This window comes from Citrobacter sp. KH_055_1, assembly GCF_057838705.1.
In genome coordinates this window covers 2,233,848-2,250,401 of record NZ_CM174473.1, presented here as the reverse complement: position 1 = coordinate 2,250,401, position 16,554 = coordinate 2,233,848, and the positions used below count along the sequence as shown (strand labels likewise).

The window sequence follows — 16,554 nt, the reverse complement described above, 5'->3', positions numbered from 1 at the left end:
ACTTCTACTACGGGTAAGGTCTCTCCTGGGCAGGTATAAGAAGCAGAAAAAACATACCCTACAAAATATAATAGGGTTACTGTTTATGCCAGAAACCCAACAATATCATTTTGCGGTAGTTTTATTTTTGCGCACTATATTTATGCTGAATTTAATTTAAGTCAGCTGAAGCATCTCTTTAGGTTATACACTTGTATTTATTGTTTCATATTTATGACCATTAACAAACTGCATACAACAAAAATTTTATTTGAAATACTTTCGTCAGGCTAATGATTAGTAGAGAATGCAGCGTTTCTTATTAAAAATGGTTTAAAACAGCTTTTTAATATCCCCTGGTATTATTCCGGGGATTTTTGTATGACTTGAACATACCACCAGGGACCGCTATGAAAAGTAACATGCCCGTTACACAAGTTGAGCACACACTTAACGCGAAAGCGACGCTGCTGTCGACGACGGATAAAGAGAGCCATATTACCTATGCCAACACGGCTTTTATTGAAGCCAGCGGCTTTAATGAAACCCAGCTCATGGGCGAACCCCACAATATTATTCGCCATCCCGATATGCCCTCTGCCGCCTTCGCCGACATGTGGCACACTCTCCAGCAGGGTGACAGCTGGACCGGGATGGTGAAAAATCGCCGGGAAAATGGTGACCATTACTGGGTTCGCGCCAATGTCACCCCCGTCTGGCACCGCGAAAAATTAACCGGCTACATCTCTGTGCGTACCGTTCCATCACGAGAAGAAATAGCCCAGAGTGAGCAGCTGTATGAAAAAATAAATAGCCAGCAATTTAAAGGTTTCCGACTTTTTAAAGGCATTATTATTCGTCGTGGCATACTGGCATGGACCTCTGCGTTTAAATGGTTAAGCATAAGTCAGCGCGTCAATTATGCTTTAGGGGTAGTAGCCCTGCTCTGCGTATTATTAACACTCGCACCGGTGAATTCATTTATTCAGGCTGGCGGAATGATCGTGCTATTTCTGCTATTTGGTATTTACCTTAAGTGCCAAATTTGTCAGCCAGTTAATACGCTGCTCAGTCAAATGAAAAAGGTTGTCTCCGGCCGTAAACCCGATAACTGTCATTTAAATCGCGTAGATGAAATCGGGATGCTGATGCGACTGGTTAATCAATCCGGGCTGAATCTAAATTCTCTGGTGGATGATGTCAGTACACAAATCGCCGGGATCCGCGAAATCAGTCAACGGGTATCAAAAGAAGGCGTTGCACTGCATACACGTTCCGAAGAAACCTCCGCTGACCTGCAGCAAACCGCTGCCGCCATTGAAGAAATTGGCAGCGCGGTGCAACAAACCGCCGATACCGCCGCACAAACGATGACCATGGCCGATAAAACCAGCGTCAACGCGACGGAAGGCGGCGATATCATGAAACAGACCATCGGCATGATGCAGGCTATCTCGCGTGATAACAGTCAGATCGTCGACATCATCGGTGTTATCGACAGTATCGCCTTTCAGACCAATATTCTGGCGCTGAATGCTGCCGTCGAGGCCGCACGCGCCGGGGAGTCCGGTCGTGGTTTTGCCGTTGTGGCGGCGGAAGTACGCAACCTGGCGCAGCACTCCGCCTCAGCCGCCAAAGAGATCAAGCAGCTAATTGAGAAGAACGTCGCGAACGTCAACTCCGGCGTAAAAATGGTGGAGCAGACGGAAACGCATCTCACGGGCATGATCGGTGACGTATTGCAGATGTCGATGATGATTAAAGACATCAGCCTCGCGACGCGGGAACAAACCCAGGCGCTGGATCTGATCAATGACTCGATTTCACGCGTCGGCACCATGACCCACACTAACGCCGAGATGGTGGAACGTGTCACTGATGCCACCGCCGATTTAACTCAGCGTTCCTCACGACTGCAGCAGGCCGTTCAGGTCTTTGGCGTATCGGCATAATGCAGGCTTTGCGTCACTGATTAATTGACTGTAGGATGCTCGGCCGACAGTTTTCCCCTCTAACACAATGAAGGGTAACGCTGTTTTCGCCGCTGCACGGGCGGCAAAAAGGATTTTGTTAATTTGTCAGGCCAACAGGAAACGCAATGAACACACACAACACGCAAGCCGCAGAACAACATGCGGCGAAACGACGCTGGCTGAATGCTCACGAAGAGGGGTATCACAAAGCGATGGGCAACCGACAGGTACAGATGATCGCCATCGGCGGCGCGATTGGTACCGGGTTGTTTTTAGGGGCCGGGGCACGTTTACAAATGGCTGGACCCGCTTTAGCGCTGGTGTATCTGGTATGCGGTATTTTTTCATTCTTTATTCTTCGTGCGCTCGGAGAACTGGTTCTGCACCGCCCTTCCAGCGGCAGTTTTGTCTCCTACGCCCGTGAGTTCCTGGGAGAGAAAGCGGCCTATGTGGCTGGCTGGATGTACTTTATCAACTGGGCGATGACCGGGATCGTCGATATCACTGCTGTCGCGCTGTACATGCACTACTGGGGGGCGTTTGGCGATGTGCCACAGTGGGTGTTTGCCCTTGGTGCGCTGGCGATTGTTGGTACCATGAACATGATTGGCGTGAAATGGTTCGCCGAGATGGAGTTCTGGTTTGCGCTGGTCAAAGTGTTGGCAATCGTGATTTTTCTGGTGGTTGGTACGGTCTTTTTAGGTACCGGACAACCACTGGACGGTAACACCACCGGGTTTCATCTGATCACCGATAACGGTGGCTTCTTCCCGCACGGTCTGTTACCCGCGCTGGTGCTGGTACAAGGTGTGGTCTTTGCTTTTGCCTCTATTGAACTGGTGGGTACGGCCGCCGGAGAATGCAAAGATCCGCAAACCATGGTGCCAAAAGCGATCAACAGCGTGATTTGGCGCATTGGCCTTTTCTACGTTGGCTCCGTCGTACTGCTGGTGCTGCTGCTGCCATGGAACGCCTATCAAGCGGGCCAAAGTCCGTTTGTGACCTTCTTCTCGAAACTCGGCGTGCCGTATATCGGCAGTATCATGAACATTGTGGTGCTGACCGCCGCCCTTTCCAGCCTCAACTCGGGGTTGTATTGCACCGGGCGAATTTTACGTTCGATGTCGATGGGCGGTTCAGCCCCCAAATTTATGGCGAAAATGAGCCGTCAGCAGGTCCCATGGGCTGGGATCCTCGCCACGCTGGTGGTGTATGTGGTCGGCGTTTTCCTCAACTATCTGGTGCCTTCGCAGGTGTTTGAGATCGTGCTGAACTTCGCGTCGTTAGGAATTATTGCGTCGTGGGGATTTATCGTGGTGTGCCAGATGCGTTTGCGTCGGGCCATTAAAGACGGCAAAGCGGCAGACGTCAGCTTCAAGCTACCGGGCGCGCCGTTTACCTCATGGTTAACGTTGCTGTTCCTGCTAAGCGTGCTGGTGCTGATGGCCTTTGATTATCCGAACGGCACCTACACCATCGCGTCGTTACCGTTGATTGCTATTCTGCTGGTTGCCGGATGGTTTGGCGTGCGTAAACGCGTGGCGGAAATCCAGCGCACCGCGCCGTAATCGCATTCAGGCCTGACAGCGTATCCCCGTCAGGCCTGCTTTCTTAGTTGGCTTCGATTAACTGCGCAACATCATTGCTGTTAATTTCCCGCGCGTTGCCATCCTGATCGGTATAGCTGGTCATCCCGGTGTCTTTATCCAACTGCGGTTTGCCCTGGGTGACGATAGTTTGCCCACTTTTCGTGGTCATGACGTAATCCGTTGAACAACCTGCCAGAGTAAACAGCATTACGCCTGCGCAAAGGCAGATAAATGGCTTTTTCATGATATTCCTGTGTTATGCAATGAGCCGATAAGGACCTAGTGTAAGTCCCTGATGTTTATCAGGCCAGCGATGGGGTGTAACGAGGCGTATCGTGGGGTATGGATAAATAACAGGAGGGGTTTCCCCCTCCGGGTAAATTACAGCGCGATGCGAATCACATCATCCGGCTGTGTGGCTTCCTGCTCACGTGAAGATTTTTGTTTCACGCTAACATACAGGGTTTTGCCATCAGCGGAGAGCGCCAGGCTGTTCGGGAACGTCGGGGTGTCGAATGTTTTGACGACTTTATAGCTTTTCGCGTCAATCACGCTGACCTTACCGGCCTGACGATGCGTCACGTAGGCTTCATTGCGCGCAGGGTTGAACAGCACAGCCAGAGATTCCGGCGCGGCGACTTTCGCCAGTACTTTGCCGTCACGGGTATCAATCACCAGCACTTCTGCCGCTTTAGAATCGGTAATAAACGCGCGGTTACCAGCGGTATCCAGGCTCAGGTTGATAAAGAAATGCTCTTTGCCGTCATCCAGCAGCTTTTTGCGGCTGAGAATTTTATTGTCTGCGGTATCGATGGTAATAAACTCACCGTCAGCATTGGTGGTGTACAAGCGTTTAGCCTTGCTGTCGACAGCCAGACCGGTGCTCATTTTACCGGTGTTAGCAATGGTGGTTTTCAGTTTGATGGTTTCACCGTCGACCACCCAGATCACGCTCTCTTTACCAATCCCGCTGATGTAGACCGTGTTGGTGGCGTCATCGGCTACCAGCTGACGCGGCTGCAGCGGACGGACATCTTCCGAACGTTTACGCGCATCCAGTACCAGACGGCCTTTTACGTCGCCGGTTTTAGCATCCATCGCGGTGACTGCACTGTTGACAGTATTACCAAACCACAGGGTCTGTGTCGCATTATTGATGGTGGCGCCAAACGGTTTCAGGTCGTTATGAATCGCCTGAGTCACTTCCAGCGTGATCGGATCGAGACGGTAAACCACCCCGCCCTTATCCAGCTTACGACTCTGGGAGGTGGCAAGCCACAGCGCGTTTTCCTGTTGGCTGTACGCCATTTCGTAGGCGCCTTTGCCTACCGCTTTGCGCAGCAGTTCTTCCGCAGCCTGCGTACTAAAAGAGGATGCAACAAGCAGTGAACCTAACAGTAAAGAATAACGCAGACGCGGTGAAAACAGATGACGTAAAGACATGACGACTCCCTTTGATAAATTCATTTGTTACTGCTTCACAATGCTTCAATCAGCAAAATCATGGTTTTGCCTTTTTAAGAATGAGAATAGTAATCATTATTTATCTCAAAGTGGAGTGTTTATTCGCTTTCTGGCAACAACCTTCTTATTTTCTCCATAAATGCTTAACGTGCCGCTCACAAACAGAGCGGCACAGCGGATTTTCGCGATTAATCTTCAGCGAGCCGGATCACAACCTTGCCAAAGTTTTTCCCGGTCAGCAGACCAATAAAGGCTGCCGGAGCATTCTCCAGCCCCTCCGTAATCTGTTCCCGGTACTGGATTTTGCCTTCTTTGACCCAGCGTCCCATCTCCTGCTGGAACTCATGAATGCGATGACCGTAATCCTGACCAATAATAAAGCCCTGCATCCGGATGCGCTTTTTCAGTATGGTGGCCATCAGCAGCGGTAAGCGGTCGGGACCTGCCGGTAACGCCGTGGCGTTATAACCGCTGACCAGCCCACACACCGGAATGCGCGCAGAGGTGTTGAGTAACGGCAGCACCGCGTCGAAGACTTTGCCGCCAACGTTTTCATAATAGATGTCGATCCCCTGCGGACAAGCCTGCGCCAGCTGTTGCGCGAAATCAGGCGCATGGTGATCGAGGCAAAGATCAAAGCCGAGCACCTCGGTGGCATGACGGCATTTTTGCGCTCCACCGGCCACGCCGACTACCCGACACCCTTTGAGTTTGCCAATTTGCCCGACGGTTGCGCCTACCGGCCCGGTGGCTGCTGCCACCACCAACGTCTCTCCGGCTTTAGGTTGGCCGATATCCAGCAGCCCCATATACGCGGTAAAGCCCGGCATGCCCAACAGACCTAACGCCCAGGATGGATGTTCAGGGTTATCGCCTAATTTTACCAGCCCGCTACCATCAGAAATGTCGAAATCCTGCCAGCCGCTGTAGCTCAGAACCCATTCACCAACGTGATAATCAGGATGATTTGATGCCATCACCCGGCTGACGGTACCGCCGACCATCACCGCGCCAATCTCCACCGGGGGAGAATATGAAGGCTCATCGCTCATGCGACCGCGCATATAGGGATCGAGAGACAGATACACGTTACGCAGTAAAACTTGCCCTTCCCCAGGAGTGGCGACAGCACCCTCTTCCAGATGGAAATTACTGAGTACCGGAGCGCCATGGGGGCGTGAAGCCAGTACCCAGCGGCGATTGCGTTGCAGTTGTTGACTCATTGATGTTCTCCTCTGCTTTTGGCATGAATCCATCAATAGTAGACGCCCCGCGCTAGCGATGCTTTCACATTAATTGCCGACGGCGTTTAACCGCACAACCAGATAAACACAGGGTTGCGCGGTTTCATTAATAAATCGGCAGTCATTCGGCGGGCCGAGTTCCAGACAATCACCGGCCTTCATTTCGTGGCGCGTGTCCCCTTCGACAAACACTAACTCCCCCTGCTGCAGCCAGATAAGCTGTCTGGCCTGCACGTAGGACGAAGCGGGCATGGGAATGTCGCTCCCGGCTGGCAGTTCTATCTGCACCAGATCGATGGGCAGATCGCTGCGCGGGGAGACGTGGCGGCGCAGATAATGGCTTTGCGGATCGTGCCAGACTGGCTGGTTGGCGAAGCGCAGCAGCTTGCCCTCCTGCATTTCAGCCCGCGCCATCAGCGTTGACATGCTGATGCCAAATGCCCCGGAAAGCCGCCCCAGCAGCGTTGCCGTTGGACTACTCTCGCCACGCTCAATTTTATGGATCATGGCCCGCGACACGCCCGCGCGCTCGGCAAGTTCCGTCAGCGACCAGCCGCGAGATTCCCGTTCTATGCGAATTCTTGCACCGATCCGTTGATTTATGCTGTCTTCAATAGTATTCATATTGTAATACTATAGTGAACAATACCAGAGGTTCAACATGTCAATTCGCTTTGCCAGTAAAGAAGACTGCGCCGCCATTGCAGAAATCTATAATCACGCGGTGCTGCATACGGCGGCTATCTGGAACGATCAAACTGTCGATGCCGAAAACCGTATCTCCTGGTACGAAGCCCGGCAAATACTGGGGTATCCGGTGCTGGTGAGTGAAGAGAATGACGTGGTCACCGGGTATGCGTCTTTCGGCGACTGGCGTAATTTTGATGGTTTTCGTCATACCGTTGAGCATTCGGTGTATGTGCATCCGGATCATCAAGGCAAAGGCCTGGGGCGCGCATTACTCAGCCGGTTGATTGATGAGGCCCGCAGGTGCGGTAAGCATGTGATGGTCGCGGGCATTGAGTCGCAGAATCAGGCATCGTTGCACCTGCACAGCACGCTCGGTTTTGTCTTAACCGCGCAAATGCCGCAGGTGGGGACGAAGTTTGGCCGCTGGCTGGATCTGACCTTTATGCAGCTACAACTGGACGATCGCAGCGATCCGGACGCACGCGGATGAACTCGACGCTAACCCTCTCCTTTCTGATTGCCGCCGGCATCGGTCTGGTGGTGCAGAACACCTTAATGGTACGTATTACTCAGACCTCTTCAACCATTCTGATTGCCATGCTGCTCAATTCGCTGGTGGGTATTGTGCTGTTTGTCAGCATTCTGTGGTTTAAGCAAGGTATGGCGGGGTTTGGTGAGCTGGTTTCCAGCGTACGCTGGTGGACGTTAATTCCCGGTTTATTGGGTTCGTTTTTTGTCTTCGCCAGTATTAGCGGCTATCAAAATGTGGGGGCTGCCACCACCATTGCGGTGCTGGTTGCCAGTCAGTTGATTGGCGGTCTGCTACTGGATATCTTGCGAAGCAACGGCGTACCGCTGCGTGCGCTGGTGGGGCCAGTTTGTGGCGCGGTGTTGCTGGTAATCGGCGCCTGGCTGGTGGCCAGACGCGCGTTTTAACTGCCTGATGGCGCTTTGCTTATCAGGCCAACGGAATATGCCTGTAGGCCGGATAAGGTGTGAGCACCGCCATCCGGCAAGGAAATATCAGAGAATAGTGCCACCTTTGGTGAGCTGCTCGCGGCGGGCCTCCATATCCTCTTTATACTGACGACCATGATGCGCAATCGCCGTGCGCAGACGCTGTTGCTGGGTGTAGCGATCTTCCCGGCTCAGTTCTGCATCATCGCTGAGCGCAATCAGCAGTTCGTTCATATGCGTAATGACGCTCTCTTCAATGGCGGCGTCGACGCGGGCGCTGACCTCATCCAGGTGCGACATACTTTCTCCTTAACTGATTAATTTAATTTAGCTTTTGAAAAATCACTGCCCATCAGGCTAACGCTGTATCCGCTGACGTTACTGCGTGTGGCATAAAACGTTTTGCCGTTTGCCAGCGCGATCCACGGCGCCTGCTGGTAGAAAATCTCTTGCGACTGCTGGTAAAGCGCGGCACGTTCTTGCGGCTTGCTCACCTGTTTCGCCTTTTGCACCAGCGCATTATACGCTTTATCGCACCAGCGTGCGGCGTTGGATCCGGTTTTAATGCTGTTGCAGCCCAGCAGGACATCAGCGAAGTTATCCGGATCGCCGTTGTCAGACATCCAGCCAAACAGCGCGGTGTCGTGCTCGCCCTTACGCATTCCGGAGAGGTACTCACCCCACTCCCAGGAAACGATTTTCGCCTTCACGCCAACCTTCGCCCAGTCACTTTGGATCATCTCAGCGATCCGACGGGAGTTCGGGTTGTACGGACGTTGAACCGGCATCGACCATAGCGTCGCCTCAAAACCGTTCTCCAGCCCAGCTTTCTTCAGCAGTTCTTTCGCTTTTTGCGGGTCGAAATCGTAGTCTTTCAGATCGTTGTTGAAGCCCAGCATATTCGGTGGAATCGGTGATTTCGCCACCGTGCCTGAACCTAAGAAGACGGCGTTAATGATCGCTTTTTTATCGGTCGCGTAATTCAGCGCCTGACGTACCAATACGTTATCAAACGGTTTTTTCTCAGTATTAAACGCCAGATAACCGACGTTCAGTGCGTCGACCGAATGCAGCGTCAGGTCGTTGTTTTTCTTGATTTCCTCAAACTGCACCGGCGCAGGCGCGGGAATTATCTGGCACTCATTGGTTTGCAGTTTTGCCAGTCGCGTTTGCACGTTTGGCGTAATGGCGAAGATCAGGTGTTTGGTCGGAACGTCACCATCCCAGTAGTTCGGGTTGGCCAGATAGCGGATCTGTGAATCCTGCTTATACTGTTGCAGCACGTAAGGTCCGGTGCCAATCGGCCAGGTATCGACGTTTTCCGGCGTACCTTTTTTCAGCATCTGGTCGGCATATTCCGCAGAGAGAATGGACGCGAAGTCCATCCCCCAGTCGGCCAGAAACGCCGCATTAGGTTCGTTCAGCACAAACTGGACATGATAATCATCAACCTTCTTCACCTCTTTGATCAGCTTGTCCAACCCGACATCGTTGAAGTACTCATAGTTACCCTGCGAGACGTTATGGTACGGATGATCGGCATCTTTCTGACGTAATACCGAGAACAGAACGTCATCCGCGTTGAAATCACGGGTCGGTTTGAAGAATTTATTGCTGTTGAACTTCACGCCCTGACGCAGGGTAAAGGTATACGTCAAGCCATCCGGGGATATCGTCCAGTCGGTAGCCAGAGACGGCACCGGGGTATTTTTCACCGGATCAAAGTTAATCAGTCGGTTATACAGCACCTGAGAACTGGCCACAAACGACGGACCGGAGCTGGCGATTTGCGGGTTAAAGGATTCGGGAGACGCTTCAGAGCAGTAGATAAGGGTGTCGGTATTGGCAGCAAATACAGCGCCGGTTGGTAATCCCGCGCTGAGCGCCAGCGCGAGCAACGTTTTCCTTGCAATCATTGTTGTATGCCTTCTTATTTTATTATTCATCTCATTATCAGAGCATAGCTGACAAAAACTGACTAATAACAAATCACTATCAGGTTATTCTTATCCGGTGGTTTTCGCTGATTAATTCGACAGCACCGGTGAAATAATTTCCCTTAAGTCTTTTTCAAAACGTCAAGATTTTTCCCCGTGCTCTATGCCATGAAAATTCGCCCCTTTTTGCCTCTCTTCCACCGTTTGCTCGCGTTTATAAGCCGTAAAGTAGATGTGTGAAGAAGTCTAAGGGATAACAACGTGGCAAAAACTCTCTTGCGCAGCGGCAATTTGGATGACTATCAGGCCGTGGGCGGCGGTGGTCAGGCCGTTTTTGATTCAGCATTGCAAATTCGTGAAACGCTTCGTCTGCGAAAACAGCAGGCCATGGCCGATTGTCTGGCGATCCCGCAAGTCAATGATAATGGCGATCGGGTTGACTGGTATTCCCCGATTGAAGGACAAGCCGTCGCCTGGAAAGCCGCTGATGAAGACGCGCGCTTTCGGGCATTACGCTATCTGGCCAGCACGCTGGACAGCGCGGCGACTCTCAGTCGTAAAAGCCTGCAATCGGGTAAAACCTCGCTGCAATTGTTTGGATCTCTGCTGGAAAAGGCCGTTCAGTTTCCTGGGGAAAATCACGTTTTTCTGGTTGATGGCAAACCGGTGATAACGTTCTGGGGATTCGTCAATCTGAACGAAAACACGCGTGACGATGTGCTCGACTGCTTGCGGATTGCCGATGTTCCTCCGGTCATGCCCGCACCGCAAGCCGAACCTGAAGAAGATATGGTCGTCCCGGAAATCGCCTTTGCCGAAGCCGATGCACCTTTACTGACGCCGGTCGTGGAAACACCCAAGCCCGCAGAACCTGAACCGCAGCCCCCGGTCATCGTAAATGAACCCGAGGCCTCACCACCGCCCGTATTGCCAACACCTGCGCGTAAACTGCCGCTGTGGAGCCTGCCGGTTGCCGCGGTCATTATTGCCGCTATCGTTGGACCGTTACTGTGGAAACAGCAGGCGACACGCCCTGCGCCCGCGCTGCAGCCGATTGAGGTTGCGAGGGTCGACATCAAGCCGTTACCCGTACTGACACCTTCGCTGCCGCTGCATCGCGCGGAAGTTGTCCCGGTGGTAAAAAAAGAGAAGCCTGCCGAGGGGCCGGTGGTGATTGCCGCGATCCCGAAAGATGCGCTGGTCATGGACGCGAACCAGATGAAGGTCGGCACCACCCGCTTCCTCAACGGTAACTGGCGCGTGATGGTCGACATCAAAGATCCGGTCAGCGGTAAAGCGCCCTCGCTGCGTTATCAGATCCAGACCAATAAAGGCACTGCGCGAGTCGTCCACGGCGACAATGTGGTGTGTCGTGCGGAGATTTTCTCCGGTCTGCACCAGTCGGGTGAATTAATGATTAAAAGTCGTGGGAACGCGCGTTGTACGGACGGCTCGCGTTATCCGATGCCGGAAATCACCTGTAAAGCGGGAACCAACGACGTAGCCGCCTGTACCGCACGTTATGACGATCACGCGGAGATCCCCATGACCATCAAAAAGATAGGTGCCTGATTTTATGTTGGTGAATCTGTGTGATTACAAACAGAGCGTGACGCTCATCGCCAATAGCGGCGTACAGTTTCTGGATTTTGGCCTGACGCCGCAGGAATCCGCGCATCACGGGCGCTTTGTGCGCAAAACGGCCAACGGCCCGCTGCTGCGACTGGATTTCGACCTGACAACGGGCCGCTATACGTTACCAGGTAGCACTGGCGGGCAACCCGAAGTGGTCAAGCCAGAAAGCACCCAGACATTACATTATTCACTGGACGTGCTCGACGGCGTCTGGCTGCCGCTGCCGTTCCTGCGCTTTAACCCGCCGCGCACATTTGTCGAAGGCCCGGATAACTGGGCGCGCGTACAGGTGCGCAAGCTGGCACAACCGGACAGTGCGGGCAACACGCACCGTGTGACCGTGGCGCTGGACAGCCAGTTAACCGAGCATGCCCCCGCCGTATTGACGCCAAATGAAAACGATTTGCTCAACGGCACGCGATTTGCGCTGGCCTGGCACGATAAAGAAATCGCTGATTTTCTCGACCAGACGTGGATTGACGGCTGGCTGCGCGAGTCTTTTTTGCACTATGTGACGCAACAAGAAAACCGCGCCGAACAAGAGATCCAGCTCGCGCTGCGAAATTTCGAATATCAGGCGCACTGGCTGAATGTGCTGACCCTGTTAGGCGAGCAGCTTGCCATTCCGGAAGTAAAGCTGGTGACGCACACCCTTAGCACCCCGGCCATTCCCGTCGATCTGATCTTGGATATCGGCAATACCCATACCTGCGGCGTATTGATTGAAGATCACGGTGACGCCAATGACGGGCTACGCCAGACGGCAGAATTACAGGTCCGTTCATTAAGCGAGCCGCAATACCTCAACGATCCGCTGTTCACCAGCCGACTGGAGTTTTCCGAGGCGCGTTTTGGGAAACAGCACTTTTCCGTGGAGAGCGGTCGTGACGATGCCTTCATATGGCCGTCGATCGTTCGTGTCGGCGATGAAGCCCGCAAGCTGGCCATGCAGCGCGTCGGCACCGAAGGCAGCAGCGGGATCTCCAGCCCACGTCGGTATCTGTGGGATGAAACACCGGTGTTGCACGACTGGCGCTTTAGCCAGATGAATGGCAAAACTCAGCGCGAACCGCTGGCAACTGCCTTCCCGCTGATGAATCTGATGAACGATGATGGCCAACCGCTGTTTAGCCTGCCGCAGGATGACCGGCTGCCGGTATTCTCACCGCAGTACAGTCGCAGCACGCTGATGACTCATATGCTGTGCGAAGTTCTGGCGCAGGCGCTGGGGCAAATTAACAGCGTGGCGACACGTCTGCGCCTCGGTTTTCCGGCCTCGCCTCGCCAGCTGCGTACGCTGATCCTGACCCTGCCGTCGGCGATGCCAAAACAAGAGCGTGAGATCTTCCGCCTGCGCATGTTTGAGGCTATTGCATTAGTGTGGAAAGCGATGGGCTGGCATCCGCAGGATGACGATTTTACCACCCGCAAGCAGCAGGAAAAAAGCGTGGTCCCCGTCCCTGAGATCCAGATGGAATGGGATGAAGCCAGCTGTGGGCAGCTGGTTTGGCTATACAATGAAGCGATTTCACACTACGACGGGCACACCGAATCGTTCTTCAACGCCCTCGCCCGCCCGGACCGCCTTCCGGAACCGGGTGAAGTCAACGGTCGCGCCCTGCGTGTGGCATCAATCGACATTGGCGGCGGCACCACGGATATGGCCGTGGTCCATTATCAGTTAGATGATGGCGTGGGAGCGAATGTCAAAATCACGCCGCATCTGTTGTTTCGTGAAGGATTCAAGGTTGCCGGGGATGACTTGCTGCTCGATGTTATCCAACGCTGCGTGCTACCTGCCCTGCAAACCCGCTTACAACAGGCGGGGGTTACCGACGCCGCCGCCCTGCTGGCCACGCTGTTTGGCGACTCCGGGCGCATCGACACCCAAGCGATTTTACGCCAGCAAACGGCGTTACAGCTGTTTATGCCGCTCGGGCATGCGGTGCTCTCCGCGTGGGAGCAAAGCGATGTTAACGACCCGGTAGCGGGGCTACATGCCACCTTTGGTGAACTGCTGGCCCAGCCGCCAACGCGCAACGTGATGAACTATATCCAGCAGGCCATCGATCATGCGTTGCCTGCGGGCTCGCCGGTTTTTGACGTGCTGAGCGTGCCACTGCAAGTGCAGTTCAGGCCATTACAGGAAGCCTTACTGGCCGGGCAGTTTACCCTGACCTCTCCGCTGCACGCCGTGTGTGAAGCCATCTCGCACTATCGTTGCGACATTTTACTGGTGACCGGCAGACCCGCCTGTTTACCAGGCGTACAGGCGCTGATTCGTCATCTGCAACCCGTTCCGGTTAATCGTATGATTTGGATGGACAGCTACCGTGTGCATGAGTGGTATCCGTTTAGCCAGCAAGGGCGTATTGGCAATCCGAAGTCCACCGCCGCCGTGGGCGCCATGCTGTGCAGCCTGGCGCTGGATTTGCGTCTGCCGCGTTTTAACTTTAAAGCCGCCGATATCGGCGCGTACTCGACGGTACGCTATCTCGGCGTGTTAGATAACACGGTTAATACGCTGCGCGATGAGAATATCTGGTATCACGATATCGACCTCGACAAGCCAGGCGCAAAGCTGGACGCGCGCCTGAATTTCCCGCTGCGTGGCAATGTGACGTTAGGTTTCCGCCAACTGGAGAACAGCCGCTGGCCCGCCACCCCGCTATATACGCTCAGTATCAACTCTGCTGAGCTGGCGAAAACCATCGCCGGTGATGGCGTATTAAATGTGCGTCTGCAATTACGTGGCGGTAGCAAAGAGACCGGCCCGGAATACTTCGTCCTCAGCGATGCCTGGCTGCAGGATGGCACACCCGTTGCTGCTAACGCCTTAACCTTAAAACTGAATACGCTGGCAGACCGCCGCCACAGCGGCAGCCATTACTGGATTGATAGCGGGAGTGTGTACCTGAAATGAGCAAGACGTTAAACACCGCACAGGCCGCCATCGAATGGGTAACGGACGTACGTACACGCGCGGCACGCCTGGATGATGAAGCAGATTCCCTGCTGGCTCAGCTCACGTTAGCCGCGGTCAATGAAACCGCGCTCAATGAGACATTCGCCGCGCCGGGTTGTGTGGGATTGTACGGCCACTCACAGGCGGCGAAAGCGCATTTGCTCTGCGCATTGTGCAGCGATTCGGGTGGCAAACTGAACATCATCACGCCGGATCGCAGCATCGATTACTTTACGCACATTAACCCCGGCCATGCGCCAACCAACATGGCTATTCGCTTCACCCGCGACGAAACCCCATTGGACAGCGCATGGCCGCTGCGCCTGCGGTTGATGAGCGAGGCGGAGCTGGTTCAGCTGTTTATCGCCCAGTTCTGTGCGTTACCTGACAACCGTCAGGTTGAAAAAGCGATCATTGAGACGCGGTTAGAAAAATGGCAGACGCTGCGCCAGCGCCATCCTGTGCCGGGGATCTGCGCACAAGACGTGGCCACCATCACGCGTTTCTGGCGTTCTCGTGTTCCCTCAAACCAGCAGCAAATTGACGATGCGCTGTGGCACCAGTTTGCCATGCTGCTTCCGGCACTGGATCTCACCACCCGGGCACATGCCTGGGCATTACTGTGGGGAGAACAGCCAGAACTCACGCAGCAGTTTCTGGCACTGGCGCATACGCTGCAGCAAACCGGGCATGCCAAAGAATTAGCTGCGCCGTTTAGCCTGCTGGTCGACCATTTCGGCTTGCCCGCCGAAAGCTTTCTCACTCAGGCGGCACTGACCGGGAACGACGCGCCAAGTGATGTGGTGGTGCATCCTATTGCCGACAATCAGTTGCTTAATGCGGTCAGCCTGTCGCTGGAATCACTGGCGCTGTTGACCCGCGAACTGGTACTGACGGTAGAAGACGCGGTGCTGGAGAGCACAGACCTGCTGGATATCCCCCTGGCACCGGATGCGCATCCACACCCGCTATGGCGAGCAAAATTAGGCTGGATGCTGGAGCATTACCGCCAGTGTCTGCAACCTGATGTGTTAGTCATCTGCAACGCGGTATCCACCCGTTCGCAGACGCCGACCGTCACCCGCACACTACTCGGTTGGATCAACGATACCCAGCCGCTGCACGATGCTGCGTTACCGGGCGTGGTGTGGGCCATTACCCCACAGGATGCACGTTTTAGCACCCAACAGAACCTCGATGAAGCCGTTCAGCAATTACTGGGCAAACCCGGACTGCACTGGGGCACGCTGCAGGCGCTGGATAAGCACAGTTTACAGCGGCTGGTTGAATGGTTGTCGCAGGCCACTTCGCCCGCTCAGCGTCAGGCTCGGTTTATCTCTCTGCACGAGCAGCTCCAGCAGCGAATTCGCGCCACGTTAATGAGCTGGTTACACACGGATGACGAGACGACCGGGGCGAGTGAATCACTTATTCGCCAGTTGCAAGCTCAGGCGGCAAAACATGGCGAGCTGCTGGAGGGACTACTGCCGCCTATGCGCAGCGTGGAGTCGTTGTTACGTATTCAACAACCGCGTGAGGAGCAGGTTAGCGGCTTATTTAATGATACGATCGACCTGTTTGCTGACGCGCGAGATACGTCTCACCCGCAAGAGAGTGAAGAGACCGGATACCTGGCGCATAAAATGTGGATCAACCATGTGCGCCAGTGGTGTCGTAATGAGAATAACGCGCGTCGCCTGCACCTGGAGCCGGAAACTTTAAGGCAGGTTGCTGACATCCTGGTGACCACCAGTTACCGGCTGGAGATGCCGCAACGCCTGCACGCTATTATGCAGCGCGAGAACGTCTGCGCAGCGCAGCTGCACGCGGATATCGGTGATTTTATTACCTGGCTTGGGTTTGCTCGCGTTGCCGAGGAACAGCGCCCTGCCAGCAGGATCCTAAAAGGTGCCGCTATCTTTAGCGCCCCGCCGCAACAACCGATGCGTCGACTGGCAAAACTGGACGAGCAACCTCGGCATGGTGCCAGCCGATACGTGTATGACTGGTTGGTTGCCCTGTACACCCGCGCCAATGAAAACGTCGGCTATCAGCATCCGCTGGACGTGACTGACGCTGACAGGTTGCGATTAATCGCGCTGCTAAAGGCCTGACGACGTC

At 54.2% G+C, this 16,554-nt stretch carries 13 protein-coding genes; 7 read left to right on the top strand and 6 right to left on the bottom strand.

Annotation, left to right across the window (positions count from 1 at the left end; translation table 11 throughout):
* Nucleotides 1–389: 389 nt before the first annotated feature.
* Both AC3ITF_RS10460 and ansP read left to right on the top strand, forming a co-directional pair.
* Nucleotides 390–1,931 carry a methyl-accepting chemotaxis protein gene (locus AC3ITF_RS10460; protein WP_115258464.1) on the top strand — a complete coding sequence of 514 codons (1,542 nt, stop codon included), beginning with the start codon at nt 390–392 and terminating at the stop codon, nt 1,929–1,931.
* A gap of 146 nt (nt 1,932–2,077) precedes the next feature.
* Nucleotides 2,078–3,520 carry an L-asparagine permease gene (ansP, locus tag AC3ITF_RS10455; protein ID WP_146716848.1) on the top strand — a complete coding sequence of 481 codons (1,443 nt, stop codon included), beginning with the start codon at nt 2,078–2,080 and terminating at the stop codon, nt 3,518–3,520.
* A gap of 43 nt (nt 3,521–3,563) precedes the next feature.
* Here ansP and AC3ITF_RS10450 read toward each other — a convergent pair whose 3' ends face one another.
* The 4 genes from AC3ITF_RS10450 to AC3ITF_RS10435 all read right to left on the bottom strand — a co-directional run bounded on the left by AC3ITF_RS10450 (nt 3,564) and on the right by AC3ITF_RS10435 (nt 6,873).
* Nucleotides 3,564–3,785 carry a YgdI/YgdR family lipoprotein gene (locus tag AC3ITF_RS10450; protein ID WP_096756998.1) on the bottom strand — a complete coding sequence of 74 codons (222 nt, stop codon included), beginning with the start codon at nt 3,783–3,785 and terminating at the stop codon, nt 3,564–3,566.
* A gap of 137 nt (nt 3,786–3,922) precedes the next feature.
* A complete protein-coding gene (yncE, locus tag AC3ITF_RS10445) occupies nt 3,923–4,984 on the bottom strand; it encodes a 7-bladed beta-propeller protein YncE (protein WP_489176395.1) in 1,062 nt (353 codons plus the stop codon).
* 209 nt (nt 4,985–5,193) lie between these two features.
* Nucleotides 5,194–6,228: an NADP-dependent oxidoreductase gene (locus AC3ITF_RS10440; RefSeq protein WP_137400152.1), complete on the bottom strand. Its 1,035-nt coding sequence runs from the start codon at nt 6,226–6,228 to the stop codon at nt 5,194–5,196.
* Between the two features lie 69 nt (nt 6,229–6,297).
* A complete protein-coding gene (locus tag AC3ITF_RS10435; RefSeq protein ID WP_096756995.1) occupies nt 6,298–6,873 on the bottom strand; it encodes a helix-turn-helix domain-containing protein in 576 nt (191 codons plus the stop codon).
* Nucleotides 6,874–6,910: 37 nt separating this feature from the next.
* Between AC3ITF_RS10435 and AC3ITF_RS10430 the strand changes: the two genes are divergently transcribed.
* Together AC3ITF_RS10430 and AC3ITF_RS10425 are read left to right on the top strand one after the other, a co-directional pair.
* Nucleotides 6,911–7,429: a GNAT family N-acetyltransferase gene (locus AC3ITF_RS10430; protein ID WP_146716849.1), complete on the top strand. Its 519-nt coding sequence runs from the start codon at nt 6,911–6,913 to the stop codon at nt 7,427–7,429.
* Entirely contained in the window at nt 7,426–7,875 is a 450-nt protein-coding gene (locus tag AC3ITF_RS10425) for a DMT family transporter (protein ID WP_096756993.1), read from the top strand. Before AC3ITF_RS10430 ends, AC3ITF_RS10425 begins: the two co-directional genes overlap by 4 nt.
* An 87-nt stretch (nt 7,876–7,962) precedes the next feature.
* Here the strand turns inward: AC3ITF_RS10425 and AC3ITF_RS10420 are convergent, their stop codons facing one another.
* Nucleotides 7,963–8,196, bottom strand: coding sequence for a YdcY family protein (locus tag AC3ITF_RS10420; RefSeq protein WP_096756992.1), 234 nt, complete (start codon nt 8,194–8,196; stop codon nt 7,963–7,965).
* Between the two features lie 17 nt (nt 8,197–8,213).
* Nucleotides 8,214–9,812, bottom strand: a complete 1,599-nt coding sequence (locus AC3ITF_RS10415) for an ABC transporter substrate-binding protein (protein WP_411509079.1) — start codon at nt 9,810–9,812, stop codon at nt 8,214–8,216.
* Nucleotides 9,813–10,094: 282 nt separating this feature from the next.
* Here AC3ITF_RS10415 and AC3ITF_RS10410 point away from each other — a divergent pair, with 282 nt between their 5' ends.
* The 3 genes from AC3ITF_RS10410 to AC3ITF_RS10400 are packed head-to-tail and all read left to right on the top strand — an operon-like array spanning nt 10,095 to nt 16,547.
* Nucleotides 10,095–11,405 carry an SrfA family protein gene (locus AC3ITF_RS10410; RefSeq protein ID WP_411509080.1) on the top strand — a complete coding sequence of 437 codons (1,311 nt, stop codon included), beginning with the start codon at nt 10,095–10,097 and terminating at the stop codon, nt 11,403–11,405.
* 4 nt (nt 11,406–11,409) lie between these two features.
* A complete protein-coding gene (locus tag AC3ITF_RS10405) occupies nt 11,410–14,391 on the top strand; it encodes a virulence factor SrfB (RefSeq protein ID WP_096759398.1) in 2,982 nt (993 codons plus the stop codon).
* The gene (locus tag AC3ITF_RS10400; protein WP_489176394.1) at nt 14,388–16,547 is read left to right on the top strand and encodes a virulence factor SrfC family protein; all 2,160 of its coding nucleotides are present in this window, start codon (nt 14,388–14,390) and stop codon (nt 16,545–16,547) included. The genes AC3ITF_RS10405 and AC3ITF_RS10400 overlap by 4 nt, the downstream gene beginning before the upstream one ends.
* Nucleotides 16,548–16,554 lie beyond the last annotated feature (7 nt).